At 62.1% G+C, this 15,543-nt stretch carries 14 protein-coding genes; 5 read left to right on the top strand and 9 right to left on the bottom strand.

The features are described 5' to 3' along the window. Nucleotides 1-52: 52 nt before the first annotated feature. The 3 genes from AB6724_RS02935 to AB6724_RS02945 all read left to right on the top strand — a co-directional run bounded on the left by AB6724_RS02935 (nt 53) and on the right by AB6724_RS02945 (nt 2,520). Nucleotides 53-1,534 (top strand): efflux transporter outer membrane subunit, encoded by a 1,482-nt coding sequence (locus AB6724_RS02935; protein ID WP_369337027.1) that lies wholly within the window; start codon nt 53-55, stop codon nt 1,532-1,534. A 138-nt stretch (nt 1,535-1,672) separates the two neighbouring features. Continuing rightward, nucleotides 1,673-2,098 carry a nuclear transport factor 2 family protein gene (locus tag AB6724_RS02940; RefSeq protein ID WP_369336998.1) on the top strand — a complete coding sequence of 142 codons (426 nt, stop codon included), beginning with the start codon at nt 1,673-1,675 and terminating at the stop codon, nt 2,096-2,098. Nucleotides 2,099-2,196: 98 nt separating this feature from the next. Beyond that, nucleotides 2,197-2,520, top strand: a complete 324-nt coding sequence (locus tag AB6724_RS02945; RefSeq protein WP_369336999.1) for a hypothetical protein — start codon at nt 2,197-2,199, stop codon at nt 2,518-2,520. 33 nt (nt 2,521-2,553) lie between these two features. On the opposite strand, the gene AB6724_RS02950 is transcribed toward AB6724_RS02945, so the two are convergent. Beyond that, complete coding sequence (locus AB6724_RS02950) at nt 2,554-2,916, bottom strand: hypothetical protein (protein WP_369337000.1); 363 nt, start codon at nt 2,914-2,916, stop codon at nt 2,554-2,556. A gap of 116 nt (nt 2,917-3,032) precedes the next feature. On the opposite strand from AB6724_RS02950, the gene AB6724_RS02955 reads away from it, so the two are divergent. Next, nucleotides 3,033-3,704, top strand: a complete 672-nt coding sequence (locus AB6724_RS02955; protein WP_369337001.1) for an ABC transporter ATP-binding protein — start codon at nt 3,033-3,035, stop codon at nt 3,702-3,704. On the opposite strand, the gene AB6724_RS02960 is transcribed toward AB6724_RS02955, so the two are convergent. From AB6724_RS02960 to AB6724_RS02980, 5 genes are all read right to left on the bottom strand, one after another. Next, a complete protein-coding gene (locus tag AB6724_RS02960) occupies nt 3,691-4,500 on the bottom strand; it encodes a LytR/AlgR family response regulator transcription factor (protein WP_369337002.1) in 810 nt (269 codons plus the stop codon). The genes AB6724_RS02955 and AB6724_RS02960 overlap by 14 nt on opposite strands. Continuing rightward, a complete protein-coding gene (locus AB6724_RS02965) occupies nt 4,497-5,570 on the bottom strand; it encodes a sensor histidine kinase (RefSeq protein ID WP_439329820.1) in 1,074 nt (357 codons plus the stop codon). Before AB6724_RS02965 ends, AB6724_RS02960 begins: the two co-directional genes overlap by 4 nt. Before the next feature lie 24 nt (nt 5,571-5,594). Continuing rightward, a complete protein-coding gene (locus tag AB6724_RS02970; protein ID WP_369337004.1) occupies nt 5,595-5,891 on the bottom strand; it encodes a 2TM domain-containing protein in 297 nt (98 codons plus the stop codon). Nucleotides 5,892-5,916: 25 nt separating this feature from the next. Next, the gene (locus AB6724_RS02975; RefSeq protein ID WP_369337005.1) at nt 5,917-6,321 is read right to left on the bottom strand and encodes a DUF2306 domain-containing protein; all 405 of its coding nucleotides are present in this window, start codon (nt 6,319-6,321) and stop codon (nt 5,917-5,919) included. Nucleotides 6,322-6,508: 187 nt separating this feature from the next. Continuing rightward, nucleotides 6,509-6,787 carry a PsiF family protein gene (locus tag AB6724_RS02980; RefSeq protein ID WP_369337006.1) on the bottom strand — a complete coding sequence of 93 codons (279 nt, stop codon included), beginning with the start codon at nt 6,785-6,787 and terminating at the stop codon, nt 6,509-6,511. Between the two features lie 189 nt (nt 6,788-6,976). Here AB6724_RS02980 and AB6724_RS02985 point away from each other — a divergent pair, with 189 nt between their 5' ends. Beyond that, a complete protein-coding gene (locus tag AB6724_RS02985) occupies nt 6,977-7,804 on the top strand; it encodes an undecaprenyl-diphosphate phosphatase (protein WP_256494391.1) in 828 nt (275 codons plus the stop codon). Nucleotides 7,805-8,393: 589 nt separating this feature from the next. Here the strand turns inward: AB6724_RS02985 and AB6724_RS02990 are convergent. From AB6724_RS02990 to AB6724_RS03000, 3 genes are read right to left on the bottom strand one after another with little or no spacing between them, the layout of a single operon-like run. Then, a complete protein-coding gene (locus AB6724_RS02990; protein ID WP_369337007.1) occupies nt 8,394-11,678 on the bottom strand; it encodes a type I restriction endonuclease subunit R in 3,285 nt (1,094 codons plus the stop codon). Nucleotides 11,679-11,714: 36 nt separating this feature from the next. Beyond that, nucleotides 11,715-13,037: a restriction endonuclease subunit S gene (locus AB6724_RS02995; RefSeq protein ID WP_369337008.1), complete on the bottom strand. Its 1,323-nt coding sequence runs from the start codon at nt 13,035-13,037 to the stop codon at nt 11,715-11,717. Continuing rightward, the gene (locus AB6724_RS03000; protein ID WP_369337009.1) at nt 13,034-15,358 is read right to left on the bottom strand and encodes an N-6 DNA methylase; all 2,325 of its coding nucleotides are present in this window, start codon (nt 15,356-15,358) and stop codon (nt 13,034-13,036) included. The genes AB6724_RS02995 and AB6724_RS03000 overlap by 4 nt, the downstream gene beginning before the upstream one ends. Between the last annotated feature and the right edge of the window lie 185 nt (nt 15,359-15,543).

Consider the following 15,543-nt stretch of genomic DNA (forward strand, 5'->3'; position numbering starts at 1 on the left):
CAAGCTCGCACGCGAGGCCGAGAGGCTCAAACGGAGCTCCGCCTGGCGCGGCATGCCGCGCCTGCTGCCCCTGGCCGCCGCAGCGCTGCTGGCCGCCTGCTCCACCCAACCCGCCTACCAGCCGCCCCGGCTCGACGTGCCCGCGCAGTTCAAGGAAGCCACGCCGCAGGCGCAGCAGGCCGGCATCTGGCAGCCGGCGGCCAACGGTGCCGGCCCGTCCGTGCCCGCGGTCTCCGAGCGCTGGTGGACCCTGTACGGCGACGAGACCCTGAACCGCCTGCAGGACGAAGCCATGGCCGGCAACCCCGGCGTGGAGCAGGCCGTGGCTCGGCTGCGCGCCGCGCAGGCCGCGCTGGCCAGCAGCCGGGCCGCGCAGCTGCCCACGCTGGGCACCACGGGCAGCGGCACGCGCGCGCTCACGGGCGGCGGCACCTACAGCAACACCAATGGCGAGAACGTGGCGCGCAGCGGTTCCATCAACAACAACTTCTCGCTGGGGCTGAGCGCGAGCTGGGAGATGGACCTCTGGGGCAAGCTCTCGGGCGCCGTCGATGCGAATCGCGCCACGGCCCAGGCCAGCAGCGACGATCTGGCGGCCGCACGCCTGTCGGCCCAGGCCTCGGTGGCGCAGACCTATTTCTCGCTGCGTGCGGCCGAGGCGCAGATGCAGTTTCTGCAGGACAGCCTCCAGGCCTACGAGCAAAGCCTGCAGCTCACGCAGAACCGCTACAGGGCCGGCGTGGCCTCGTCGGCCGATGTGGCCCAGGCCCAGTCCCAGTACAAGAGTACCCAGGCCAGCCTGATAGACGCGCAGACCACGCGCGCCCAGTACGAGCATGCGCTGGCGGCCTTGCTGGGCAAGGCTCCCGCGGCTTTCAGCCTGCCGGTGACCGGACTGCTGCCGGCGCCGCCCGTCGTGCCGGAAATGCTGGCCTCGACCCTGCTGGAGCAGCGCCCCGATATCGCGGCGGCCGAGCGCCGCATGGCCGCCGCCAACGCCCAGGTCGGCGTGGCGCGCGCCGCGTATTTCCCCTCGCTGACCCTGTCGGCCAGCGCGGGCTACCGCAACTCCATGCTCTCCAACCTGCTGAGCGCACCCAATCTGTTCTGGTCCCTGGGGCCGTCCCTGGCCATGACCCTGTTCGACGGCGGCGCGCGCAGCGCGGCCGTGGAGTCGGCCCGGGCCTCGCTGGACCTGGCCGGCGCCACCTACAAGCAGACCGTGATCACGGCGCTGCAGGAGGTCGAGGACAACCTGGTTGCGGCCGGCAATCTGGCCCAGGAGCAGCAGGTCCAGGCCGAGGCCCTGGCCGCGGCGCGGCAGTCGCTGACGGTGGCCAACAACCAGTACAAGGCGGGCACGGTGGCCTATCTCAATGTGCTATCGGCCCAGACCACGGTGCTGAGCGCGCAGAACACGCTGATCAGCGTGCAGAACCGGCGCCTGACGGCGGTCAACACCTTGCTCAAGAATGTGGCCGGGCGCTGGCAGCCGCTGGAGGCCAGGCCGGGCCGGGAGCTGGCGGCCCAATGAGCCGCCGGCGCCAGTAGTCCGTCTGAATTAAGTGAAGCCACGGTTGCCGCTGCAGAGCCAGGGCTCAGATGATGGCTCCATCGAACGCCCGCCGCACGGCGGGCGTTTCCTGGCTCACCCATCGGAAGAGGCGGATTCATGACCTTGCAGTCGCTGGCGGACAAACTGGAAATCAACGAGCTGCTGGCACGCTATTGCCATGCTCTGGACCTCGGGGACTGGCAGGCATTCGCGGCCTTGTTCACGCCGGATGCGGCCCTGGACTTCACGGCCTTTGGCGGCCCCAAGGGCACGCCCGCGCAGCTGCAGGCGTTTTTTGCGCCCATCCTGGGCGGGCTCAAGGCCTATCAGCACACGGTCTCCACGGTGGTGATAGAGCTGCAGGGCGACTGCGCCAAAGCGCGCTCGGCGGCCATGGTGCCCATGACCCGCCTCGATGCCGAGGGCCGGGAGCAGACCTTCATGAGCGGGCTCTGGTATGAGGACGAGCTGGTCCGCACCGGCCTGGGCTGGCAGATCAAGGCCCGCACCCAGGTGCGCAGCTGGGCCGCGGCTCTGGCGTAGCGGGCCGGGAGCGCAAGCGACCACGCCAAAAAGCCGGTGCTGCACCTACCTATAGGCTCTGGGGTACAACTGTATGGTTTTCTTGCGAGCCGCCATCCATGAGCATTGTTGTTTTCTACCTGCGCAATTCCAGTCCCGAAGGCCAGACCCCGGCCTGGCAGCCCCAGTGCCAGCCGTTTGACGATGCGCAGATGGGCGAGGCGCTGGCCCTGTGCCAGCAGTTGCGCAAGGACCCGTGCCATATGCATGTCACCATCTCCTCGGAGCTGCGCGAGATGGTGGGGCCGGTGGGCGTGTCGGCCGTGGAAGACGGCAAGACCCCCGACGGCCTGGACTATGAGTGGAGCAAGGCCGGCCGCGCGGGTGCGAGCCGCAGGAATGCGAAGCAAGCGCCCAGGCGGCGTGAGGACATGGACAGCTGAGCCTGTGCCGTGCGGCAGCTCCGGCCTTCGGGCTTACTCCAGCTCGAAGGCTTCGCGCAGCGCCGCGCCAAACCGGGCCGAGCCCGACAGCGACAGGCTGACCGTGGTGCGGCCCGTGGCCGAGGCCTCGAGCTTCAGCGTGCCGGAGTCCGGGTCGAAGCCGGCGTTCAGCGGCTGGCCCGCATCGTCCTGGGCCTGCAGGTCGTAATCCCAGTCCTGGCCGTCTTCCACCGCGCCCCGGCGGCCCGCAAAGCTCTGGCTGGCCCAGCGCAGCAGCCGCTCGATCTCGGCCGCGAGAGCCGGCACGCGCTCGGCCTTGACGCAGGCCATGGCGTCCCAGGTGCCCGTGCCTTCTTCGTCTTCGCTGTAATCAAATTCCAGATAGTCCAGAGCCATGGCATATTGCACGCTATTGAGGAGGCGCCATTGTGCCTGCGCCGCAGCCGCGCCAGCGGCCTGGGTGTATTGCAGGGAATTGGCCGGATATCCATACCAACCAAGCGTGTGTAGCTATGAATTCTGAGCTTGATGAGTGCTGCGATACGCACTGCATGGTGCAGGCCATTCAGGTCAGCTTCGGCTATCCGGGCCGTCTGGTGGCCAACGAGGCCTCGCACGACTGGCATGCGGGCCTGTGCCTGCTGCAAGGGGACGAGGGCTCGGGCAAGAGCAGCTGGCTCAAGGCGCTGGCCGGACTGCTGCCGCTGCAGACGGGCCTGCTCCACTATGCTTTTGCGACCGGCGGCACGCTGCCGCTGTCGTCCTGCTTCTGGCAGGACCCGCGCCAGCCTCTGGGCGATGTCCATGGGCGGATGCTGGTCGCCGACTGGGTGGTGCTGCAGGGAACGCTCTACCCGCACTGGTCGGGGCCGCAGTTCGAGCAGCATGTGCAGGGCTTCGGGCTAGAGCCCCATCTGCACAAGCCTTTGCTGGCGCTGTCCTCGGGCACCCAGCGCAAGCTGTGGATGGCCGCGGGCTGGGCCAGCGGGGCGGAGCTGGTGCTGATCGACGAACCGCTGGCCGCGCTGGACAAGCCTTCGGAGCGCTATGTGCAGCAGGCGCTGGCCGACATGGCGGCCGGCCTCAAGCAGGCGCCGCGGCCGCGCTGCGTCATCGTGGCCCATTGGGACGCCATGCAGGGCGTGGACTGGGACGATGTGCTGCAGCTGCCTACATTGCCTTGAAGCGCGTGGCGTAGAGGCGGCTGACGGCGAGTTTCTCGGGGCGGCTGCGCAGCGCCAGCCATAGGCGCGCGGCCTCGTCGCGCTGGACGCTGGCAATCGCGTCGACGCGCACCACGGTGCCGCGGTGGATCTGCCAGAACTGCTGGGCGTCCAGCTGGGGCAGCAGCTCCCTGAGCGGGGTGCGCAGCAGATATTCCTGCTGGGCCGTGAGCACGCGCAGGTATTTGTCGGCGGCTTCGAGATAGACGATGTCCTGCACGCGCACCATATGGATCTGGCTGCCCACGCTGGCCTGGACGATCTGCAGCGGCGCGCTGCCGGTGGCTTGCAACTGCTGCTGCAGCCTGAGCAACTGCTCGAGCTGGGCCTGAGGCGGGCCGCCCGCGGCCTGCGTCTGCTGGCGCTGCTGCCACTGCTGCTGCAGGCGCTGCACGGTCTGCGCGAGGCGCGCGGCCTGCACGGGCTTGAGCACATAGTCCATGGCGCAGGCCTCGAAGGCGGCCAGCGCATACTGGTCGTAGGCGGTGACGAAGACTATGGCGGGCAGCGGCCTGTCATCGGGCCAGGCGTCGGCAATCTCGGCCGCGGCCTCCAGCCCGCTTTGGCCCGGCATGCGGATGTCGAGGAACAGCATGTCGGGCAGCAGCTCCAGTGCCTGCTGCGCCGCGCTGATGCCGTCGGCCACCGAGGCCTGCAGCTGCAGCTGCGGCCACAGCCGGCCCAGCGACTGCTGCAGGGCCTGGGCCAGCAGGGGTTCGTCCTCGGCGATCAGGGCGCGTGGGTTGGCTGGGTTCATGGCGCGGATTTCCATGGAAACTGAATGCAAGCCCTGGTACCGCCTGCGCTGTCTGCTATCAATTCTAGGGTGGCGCCAGCGCCGTAGCGGTTGGCCAGCCGTTCGCGGATCTGCTGCAGGCCGAAGCCGTTGCCGCCGGGCGTGCCGGGCTGGGACAGGCCGCGGCCATTGTCGCTCACGCTCAGCGACAGCCGCTCGCCGGCCAGCAAGGCCGCGCGCACGCTGATGCGCCCGCCCGCCAACTGGGGTTCCAGCCCGTGGCGGATGCTGTTTTCCACCAGCGGCTGCAGCAGCAGCGGCGGCACCGGCACCTCGGCCAGTTCGGCGGGCAGCTCCAGCTCATAGCTCAGGCGCTCGCCCATGCGGATCTGCATCAGCGCCAGATAGTCGGCCAGCAGCGCAAACTCGGCGGCCAGGCTGTGCGTGCCGCTGCGCGAGCCCGCCAGCGTGGCGCGCAGATAGGCGATCAGATGGTCGAGCATCTGTTCGGCGCGCGGTGCATCCACGGCGATCAGCACGCGCAGATTGGCCAGGGTGTTGAACAGCATATGCGGCTCCAGCTGGGCCTGCAGCAGCCGGAGATGCGCTTCCGCGGCCTGGCGCTGGGACTGCTCGGCCTGCATCTGCAGATGGCGGGCCTTGCCCACCAGATAGAACATGGCCGACATGAGCGCGCTGGCCACTATCGTGATCAGCATGGGAAACAGCAGTGCCGGAGCCTTGGGATCGAGCTGCCCGGGGTACATATATGCCTGATACCAGCGGCCGACGGCGCTGCCCAGGCCAAAGCCCACGAGCACCCCCGCGACGACCAGCAGCACGCCGCGCCAGCCCAGCGGCCAGTGAATCTGCTCGCTCTGGCGGAACAGCTTGCGGCCCGTCTCTATGGTGAGCCAGACCAGCAGGCCTATGGCCAGCGAATACACCAGATTCACATCCCAGCTGCCCTGGCCCATGAGGGTCAGCATCAGGGTGATCAGCAGGCAGACGGCGGCGGTGACCCCGCCGTGCCGCAGCAGGGTGAGGGCCAGCGAGGGCGAGGCGGGAAGGGCGGCAGGCATGGGCGTCATCGTAGGTCAGGGCAGAGCCAGTGGCTAGCGCCGCTGTTCGGGTCCGGATTCTTGCAGAGCCCGCAGCTCGCGCGCCACCAGGCGCTGCCACAGCGGGCTGGCCGGCGACGCCAGCCACACCACCAGGCCGTGCATGAGCAGGCCCAGGCCCCAGCCCAGCGCCGGATAGATGGCCCAGTGCCGGCCCTGGCTCAAGGCCAGAGCCATCAGCCCCAGGTTGACGCAGAGATAGGCGCTGGCATGCAGATACCAGCCCAGCTTCATGCCGGCGCGGCGGCGGGCCTGCTGGAGCTGGGTGTCGGGGGATGTTTCGCTGTACATGGTGGGCTCCAGGAAGTTGAGTCTTTCAGGCCAACTGCTTCCAGAGCAGACCGCCGAGCAGGCGTCCCGGCAGCAGGGTGAACAGGCCCGCCGTCAGGCAGGCGCCGAAATACAGCCTGCGCATGATGTGGCGGTGCAGGTCTATGCGCTTGTGGGCCAGATGCCAGAACGAAAGCACCAGCAAACCCAGCGTGAACGGCACCAGCAGGTGGATGGGCGTGAAGCCCGCCCAGTTGGGCAGACTGAAGTCGCGTATCAGCAGGGCCGACAGCGCCGAGCCCAGCATCAGCAGCACAAACCCATAGCCGGCCGCGCGGTGCAGGGCCGGGCGTGCGGCGCCGCGACGGCGCGCCCACAGCGCCACGGGGCCGATGGCGGTGGCGCCTAGGGCGCAGCCCATATGGAAGGCGATCAGCGGTGTCAGTTGCATGGTGCGGCTTTCAGGCAGGTGTTGGACTGCACTGTGCTGCCGCCCCGGCCGCTGGGCGAGCGCCTTGCGACGAATGGCGCAAAGCCGGGTGCGAAATGCAGCCGGCCGCCGCGAACGGCCATGAAAAACGCCGTGCTCCCTGGCGGAGGCACGGCGTTCGGGGAAAAAAGCCTGGGCGGAGGGCGGCTCAGTCCTTTTTCAGGCACTCGCTCATGAAGGCCTTGCGCTCGTCGCCCTTCTTGCCGGCGGCGTCCACATTGCAGGACTTCATGCGTTCCTGCTGGCGCTTCTTGCCATCGGACAGGCAGGACTTCATGAATTCCTTGCGTTCATCGCCTTTCTTGCCGGCGGCTTCGGTGTTGCAAGTGCCCATGAGCTGCTGCTGGGCGGTCTTAGGCTTGTCAGCGGCGGCCATGCTCAGGCTGCAAGCCATGGAAACAACGGCCAAGACAACGAGTTTTTTCATGATGTGTGATTTTGAAAACGCCGACAGCCGGCGCGCTGCAATTGCAGCACAGCTTGACTGTTTTGCCTATGGAATCGGGCCGTGGCGTGTAAAAAAATGCGATTGCGCGAATGCTCCATGAACTCGTCAAACAGCAGGTGGATAATCTGCGGCTTTGACTGACAAACCTGTACTCAAAGGACAATTCGCGTGGACACTTTAATGCTGGTCAAGGCGGCCATCATGGGCATCGTCGAGGGCCTGACCGAGTTCTTGCCCATTTCTTCCACGGGTCACCTGATTCTGGCGGGCTCCTTGCTGGGCTTTGACGACGCCAAGGCCAAGGTGTTCGATATCGCCATCCAGACCGGCGCCATTTTTGCGGTGATTCTGGTTTACTGGCAAAAGATTCAATCCACCGTGGTGGCCCTGCCCAGCAGCCGCCAGGCGCAGAAGTTTGCGCTGAACGTGCTGATCGGCTTTCTGCCGGCCGTGGTGCTGGGCCTGCTGCTGGGCAAATTCATCAAGGCCCATCTGTTCATCCCCGTGGTCGTGGCCACGACCTTCATCGTCGGTGGCTTCATCATTCTCTGGGCGGAAAAGCGCCAGGCCGCCGTGGTGCGCGTGCAGTCCGTGGACGAGATGACGCCGCTGGACGCGCTCAAGGTCGGCCTGGTGCAATGCCTGGCCATGGTGCCCGGCACCAGCCGCAGCGGTGCCACCATCATCGGCGGCATGCTGCTGGGGCTGTCGCGCAAGGCGGCCACCGACTTCTCCTTCTTCCTGGCCATTCCCACGCTGATAGGCGCCGGGGTCTACAGCCTCTACAAGGAGCGCGCCCTGCTGAGCATGGCCGATGTGCCGCTGTTCGCCGTGGGCCTGATCTTCTCCTTCATCAGCGCCTGGCTCTGCGTGCGCTGGCTGTTGCGCTTTATCTCCAGTCACAGCTTTGTGCCTTTCGCCTGGTACCGCATCGCCTTCGGCATCATCGTGCTGGTCACGGCCTTTACGGGCGTGGTGAGCTGGCATGAGGCTTGAGTGAGAAGCCCCGTATAAATACAAAGCCACCTTAGGGTGGCTTTTCTATTTGGGATATTTGAAATGGGACGAGGGCCGCATAGCTCAGAAGCAGTCGGCTAGCTCTTTTGCTTAAACGGCTGTTTTAGGCTGAGAGCTGCCGGTCGCACATTCCGCATCGAACGACTGCAGTGATCAGAAGCAGACCGCTGAACCCGTTACCGCGTGACTCCTGCAGGTGGCAGGAGCAAGCTTCATTGCTGGGTTGCAGTGTCCAAGTGCTCTATTGTCGATAACACGCACTTGTCGCTAGCTTGATATTTTGCTGCTGGTAGTAAAGCCGGACTGAGTGTGGCTTTTGTAAGCACCAGTCTGCTTGAGATCAAGCGGATTTACCAACGTGCGCAGTACGAAGGCCCGATGCGCGACTCCTGGAACTGCTGGGCACCCGCTTGGCGCTACTGCAAGGTATGGCTGATGGCAGCGTGACCAATGTCGTTGCCATGCAGCGGGCGTGCTAGATCAATGTGAAAACACATCACGACCGCCCCCACATAACCTTGGGCGGCACTACCCAAAATCAGTGATTGGACCTGCACGCGTAACCGCTCTACTTCTCGTAACGGTGGAAATTGGGGGGATTACCCTGCACCAGCAGATCAAACACAACCCGCGCAAAATTTGCGGCCTTGCTCGGGTCGGCCAGCAACTGCATCATCTGGTTCTGATGGGCTTCACTGCTGTCCATGATGGCATCGTCTATCGCCTTGGAGAAGTCGCCCAGCATGGCCTGTTCGGGCGAGTTGTTCTCGATCTGCTTCATCACCTTGATGTTCTCGCCCACCTTGTCGCGTATCGTGTAGGCGTAGTTCACCATGTCCTTGTCGGTGAGCTGGTCGGTCACAAACACCTCGTTCAGGCGGTGGATGATCTGCGATAGAAACTCTTCCTTCTTGTCCTGCGGCTTGGCCGTGCCCAGGCCTTCGCCGGGCACCAGCTTGTAGTCCGCGCTGTTTTCTTTCAGCACCAGATCCTGCTGGCGGATCTTGGCCACGCGGTAGTGGCTCAGCACCACGTTGCCCAGGTCAATGTCGTCTTCGTCCAGCAAAGTTTCGCGCAGCATGGGCCGCAGGTTGCGGGCGTACAGGCTCAGCTTTTCCAGGTCGGTATCGTCGTAATCCACGATCTGCGACATGAACTCGTAAAACCGCACAAAGGTGCCCAGGTCTTTCTTGAAGATTTCCAGCGCGTCCTTTTCCTTCTGGCATTCCTTCAGGCTTTTCTCGGCGTTTGCAATCAGCACGGCATCGCCCGTCTTCTGAGTGCGCTCAAACATCTCCTTGGCGATCTTGAAAGCCTCCACCGCTGATTTGTAGCGCAGCTGCCAGCGTTGCACCGCCGGCTTGCAAATGTTGGCAATGGCCGCGTTGCTCTTGTTCTTCACATAAAACGCCGCGCAGAACTGCTCCACCTCCTGCCACGTAAAAATGCCCCCTGCCCGCAGCTTGTCCTGCAGCGCAAAGATCAGGTTCGGGTCAGACACATCCAGCAGCTCCGCCGTCTGGTAGTAGGGCTGAAACGCCTCCAGAATCTCATCCGACTCATTGAAGAAGTCCAACACATAGGTGCCCGTCTCGGCCTTGTTCGGGTAGGTGCGGTTCAGGCGCGACAGCGTCTGCACGCACTCCACCCCGACCAGCTTCTTGTCCACATACATAGCGCACAGCTTGGGCTGGTCAAACCCGGTCTGGAACTTGTTGGCGACGATCATCACCTGGTAGTCGTCCGAATCGAAAGCCTTGCGCATGTCGCGGCCCTTGAGGTTCGGGTTCATATTCGTCTCGGTGAACTTCTCGCCGATCTGGCCCGCCGCAGCCGGGTCTTTGTCGGTGAACTCCACCTCACCCGAAAACGCCACCATGGCGTGAATCTTCTGGTAGCCCTTCTCCGATATGTACTTATCGAAACACTGCTTGTAGCGCACCGCCTCCTTGCGCGAGCTGGTCACCACCATGGCCTTGGCCTGCCCGCCCAGCAAGCCCATCACGTTATCTTTGAAGTGCTCCACGATCACCATCACCTTTTGGGCAATGTTGTGATCATGCAGGCGCACCCATTGGTTTAGCTTGACCTTGGCGCGCTTGCTTTCCACCTCTGCATCGGCATCCTGCACCTTCAGGGCCAGCTTGTAAGCCACCTTGTAGTTGGTGTAGTTCTTCAGCACGTCGAGGATGAAGCCCTCCTCAATCGCTTGGCGCATGCTGTACACGTGGAACGCCGCTGGCTTGTTGGTGGCGGAAGGCACCTCGTCCGGGCGCGGCACGCGGCCAAACAGCTCCAGCGTCTTGGGCTTGGGCGTGGCGGTAAAAGCAAAGTAGCTCAGGTTGCCCGATGCGCGGCGCGCCGCCACCGTGGCGGCAATGATGTCGTCGCTATCCAGTTCCGCAGTCTCATCCCCCGCTTCACCGGCCTCCTTCATCAGTACTTCTTTAAGCTGCCGCGCCGTGGAGCCGCTTTGCGACGAATGCGCCTCGTCGGCAATGATGGCGTAGCAGCGCTCCTTCAGACTCACGCTGTTTTCAATCGCCTTCAACACAAATGGAAAAGTCTGGATGGTGACGATGATGATGGGCTGGGCCGCTTCCAAAGCCGCCGCCAGCTTCTCGGACTTGGAGCCATCGCCCTCCTTGTTGTTGATGCGCCCCACCACGCCATCGGTGTGTTCAAACTGGTAGATCGTGTCTTGCAACTGCGCGTCAAGCACCGTGCGGTCCGTCACCACAATCACCGAGTCAAACTGCTTTTTGCCGTCATGCTTGTACAGCGCCGAGAGCTGGTGCGCCACCCAGGCAATGGAGTTGGACTTGCCCGATCCCGCGCTGTGCTGAATCAGGTATTTCTGCCCCGGCCCCTCGCTGTGCGCCGCCGCCAGCAGCTTGCCCACCACGTCCCACTGGTGGTAGCGCGGGAAGATCAGGCTTTCCTTTTTGTACTTGCGGCCTTCCCAGTCGTCCTTGTCCTCAATCTGCAAGTGCACAAAGCGGGCCAGGATGTTGAGCAGGTTGTCCGGCAGCAGCACCTCGTTCCACAGGTAATCGGTGGCGTAGCGGTGGATATCGTCCGGCACATCATTGCCCGCACCGCCATCACGCGTGCCCTTGTTGAATGGCAGGAAGTAAGTGTTTTCGCCCTCCAGCCGCGTGGCCATATGCACCTCGTACTGGCTCACCGCAAAGTGCACCAGCGCGCCGCGCTTGAAGGTCAGCAGCGGCTCCGGCTTACGCGCTACGGGGTCAACCGGAAGGCGCGTGGTCTTGTACTGCCGAACAGCGCGATCCACCGCCTGCTTGAACTCGCTCTTTAGCTCCAGCGTAGCCACCGGCACGCCGTTGACAAACAGCACCAGGTCAATGCGCCACGCCTTGGCCTTGGCACCTGTCTCCGCGAAACAGGCATCGGTACACCACGGGCTGTACACCAACTCCGGCACCACGCGCAGGCGGTTTTTGGCGTAGCGGGCCAGCGTGTCCGGGTTCAGGACGTGCTCGGGCTTGAACTGGCACAGCGACAGGCGCGCATTGCGGTCGCGCAGCTCGTGGCGCAGCACGCCCAGCGTGCCAAAGGTGCGGCTGTCTTTGTGCGTGGCATTCGGGTCGGCTTTGCCCAGTTGCGCAGCCACAAGCTGCAAAAACTTCTGCTCCGCATCCTTGGGGTGGTTGGCGCAAAACCTTTGCCACTGCGCGTCTTGCGTCTCCTGCACAAAGCCCAGCGCATCCTCGGGGTACAAGGCCAATTCGCGGTTGTACTTGTCCGGCGAGCCCAGCAACCAGCCATTGGCCAGCAACTGGCGAATGATGTCGTCTTGAAAGATGCGTTCAGTGGCTTGGTCGCTCATGGTCGGGTGGAGATGGGGCGGTGTGGGTGAAGGCCGTCAGGCGGCGGCTGGCCAATCGCGTACGTCGATCTTGCCGGTGACGGCGGCGGAGATTAGAGCGGTGCGGCGTTCTTGCATGAGCTCAATTTGCTGATCTGCAATAGAAATTAGTTTGTCGAGACGAGCTGTTTTCTCTTTGACGGCTTTTGCAATTTTATTTTGCTCAGTAAGTGCGGGCAATGTGATGTGCATCTGTTGCAGATGGTATGGCCCGAAATGCTGAATCGTTGATCCCGACTGGAGTAGCTTTATTTGCTCAAAGAAAAGATCTGATTGAACAAGACAGCGAATGAATTCTTTGGTGATGGAAGCCTTAACTTGTGGACGCAGTCTTATCAAGCCGGTGTAAGGGACAGCCCCAACAGTGTCTTCCCCAACCTCAGATACGAGACCTGTGGTTGCACTACAGCTAATAATTAAATCGCCTTGCGCGACTCGAAAGTGGTCCCACTTTGCTCGAACTTTAGATGGTGATAGATAGGTTTTGTAATCTCTACTTACAAACTCGTCTTTTACATTTTGTATGCGCAAGAGAGGCACGCCCTCATCGTGAAAGTCATTCGCCAGAATCCCCGGCCCTTCGAGTAAGTCAATCTCATAGTGAAATTTTGTCATTCCCCAATGCGCGGGCACTTCGCCTAGCCACTCCACGCCGGAGTCTTTCATCGGGGCGTTGGGGTTGAGGCCTTTGGTGACGGCGTGGCTGATGACGGCTTGGCGCTTTTCCTTGAGCAACTCGATCAGCCGCTGCTGCTTCTCGATCAAGGCATCAATCTTCGCCGTTTCGTGGTCGAGGAAGGTTGTAATTAGTTGCTGCTCTCGATAAGTCGGAACTGGCGTTACGAATTCATTAAACGCTTCCGTTGGTAATCGCCAGCGACCAATCTGTGCGGCCCCCTGCCCCAACGGATAGAAAATTTTCGCTATGTAACAAAGCTGTAGCAGGTACAAAAAATATCGAGGGTGGTGTTTCTGCTCATTAATCGTGAAAACCCGATAATCAGGACTTGTTACACCATCGAATTTGGAGATATCGACATATCCTGTCAATAAATCCATGTGATTCATCGCAAAATCGTCTTTCTTTACTATCTGATATTTTGAGTAATCCATCGAAAGCTGCCCATCGCCGCTTTCAGTATCTTTGATCTTTACGCCTTTTTGGGTGATCGAAAGCACGTCATGACCAAGCGTGCCGGCGATTCTCTTTTGAATCTTGAAAATGTTTTTAAAGCGGTCGAGCTCCCAATGTGTGGGGAGTTTGTTTAGCCAAGCAATGCCTGATTCGTGGCATTCGGGGTAGATGTTGTACCGACTCACGAATACACCTCGCGCAGCAGCGCCATGATCTCGGCGCTCACGGCGTCAAGATCGGCATCGATCTCTTCCAGCGGCCGTGGCGGCTGGTACTGGTAGAAGTGGCGGTTGAAGGGGATTTCGTAGCCGACGATGCCAATCTCGCCATCCTTGGCGTCGCGCTTGCTGGCGTCTATCCACGCATCGGGCACATGGGGCTGCACTTCGGCGATGAAGTAGGCTTCGTTGACTTCATCCACCGTGCGGCTGGGGTCCAGGGCGATGTTTTCAAAGTCGCGCAGCTCGCCATCGGCCTGGTATTCGATGACCTCATGGTTCACGGCGAACAGGCCATAAAGAGGGTTGCTATTGCCTTTGTGCACCTTCTTGACCACTTTTTCGGCGGCGGGGTTCTTCCAGCTCACGGCATCGGCAATCTGCTTTTTCTCTTTGGCATCGAGCGTAATGCCTGCCCGCTTGCAGGCGGCTTTGATGGCTTCGTCATAGGCATTGAAGTCGTCGTGCTGGGCGCTGCCGATTGCGCTTTGCAGTGCGCGGGCCTTGAGCAACACGGCCTTTTGTGCCAGCCAGGTGCGGGCGTCGAGCAGGTCTTTGATCTGCTTTTCCTTGAGGCTGGCAAAGTCGCGCTTGAGGTGGGCGCGTATTTCTTCGGCGTAGTCGTCCAGCTGGCCGTAGAGGTCACAGTCGGCAGCGTCTTGCCAGTAGGGCTGGCCGTACTCGGCGTAGACCCACTGCATGGCTGCATTCAGCGCGCCAGACTCAAAGCGCAGGCTGGCAATGCGTTCATCGCTGAACTGCCACGACAGGCGCAGGGGCCGCTCGATGGTGATGCGGCGGTAGCCAAACTCGTGCGTGGCAAAAATTTTGCTGGCAAAGGTTTTGACGGCTTCGGGCTTGGGGTTGGCGGCTGGGCGACCCCGGTTGCTTTTGGCTTCCGCCGGTTTGTTGAGCGCCTGCGCATCGACCACCTCAAATTGGCCAAAGCAGCGGGTGATGGTAGCAATGTCGGCCTCGTCCATCACATTGCGCTTGCTGCCCAGCGATTTGCGCATCTTGCCGCAGAGGTTGGCGCCGTTGATGAGCTGCACCTTGCCTTTGCGCTCGGCCGGCTTTTTGTTCGACAGCACCCACACATAGGTGGCAATGCCGGTGTTGTAGAACATGTCGGTGGGCAGGGCGACGATTGCTTCGAGCAGATCGCTTTCCAGAATATGGCGGCGGATTTCGGATTCGCCCGAGCCTGCGCCACCAGTGAACAGCGGCGAGCCATTGAGGATGATGCCGATGCGTGAGCCGCCGTCTTTCACATCGCGGAGCTTGCTGATGAGATGCAGCAAAAACAGCAGCGAGCCATCCGACACACGCGGCAGGCCGGGGCCAAAGCGGCCGTCAAAACCCTTAAGCGTGTGCTCGTCGGTAATGTCGCCTTCGATCTTTTTCCAGTCCACGCCAAAGGGCGGGTTGGAGAGCATGTAATCGAACTTGCTGGCGTAGAGGTGGTCGTTGGACAGCGTGTTGCCGAGCTTGATGTTGCCGACCTCTTGCCCCTTGATGAGCATGTCGGCCTTGCAGATGGCGTAGCTCTCGGGGTTGAGCTCCTGGCCAAAGGCGCGCATCACGGCCTGTGGGTTCAGCTCGTGCACATATTCCATGCCCGCCGAAAGAAAGCCTCCCGTGCCCGCTGTGGGGTCGTAAATGGTGCGAATGATGCCGGGCTTGGTGAGGGCTTCATCGTCTTCCATGAACACCAGCGAGGTGGTGAGGCGCACGATGTCACGCGGGGTGAAGTGCTCGCCCGCCGTCTCGTTGGAGCTTTCGGCAAATTTACGGATCAGCTCTTCAAACACCAGACCCATTTCGTAGTTGGAGACGGCTTTGGGGTGTAGGTCCATGGTGCGGACTTTTTGCACGACCTTGTAGAGCAGGTTGGCATCGTTGAGCAAACCAATGAATTCAGCGAACTTGAAGTGGTCAAAAATCTCGCGGGCGTCTTTGGAGAAGCACTGGATGTAGCGTTCCAGATTGGCTTTGATGCCCGACTCGCCCAGGGTGCTGAGGTCCATGGGCGAGGTGTTGAAGAAGCGCAGGCCACCGGCGGCGCGCAGAATCAGCTTTTCTCTGGCCTCTTCGGCAATGGCCATTTTTTCGACCTTGGCGGCTTCGGCCAGCACGGCGGGCTTGCTGCTTTCCAGCACACACTCCAAGCGGCGCAGCAGCGCAAAGGGCAGGATGACGCGGCCATATTGGCTTTGCTTGAAGTCGCCGCGCAGCAGATCGGCCAGCGCCCACAGGTCGGCGGCGAGGTTATTGGTTTCTTGGGTCATGTATTACGAACGAGGGCTTGGGGTTTCAACCCTACGAGGGCGTAGTATTGCACGGGCTTAGGAGTGGATTTCCGACCCGATGGACAGGCGCTGGCCTACAAAAAACAAGGCTCTGTCTGCGTTCAGTGTTGAACTCTCCATATTTCCCGCCAGTCCAACGTACATGTAGGACTGTCGGGAGACTT

Origin of the sequence: Comamonas guangdongensis, from assembly GCF_041079535.1 — a bacterium.
Taxonomy (GTDB): Bacteria; Pseudomonadota; Gammaproteobacteria; order Burkholderiales; family Burkholderiaceae_C; genus Comamonas; species Comamonas guangdongensis.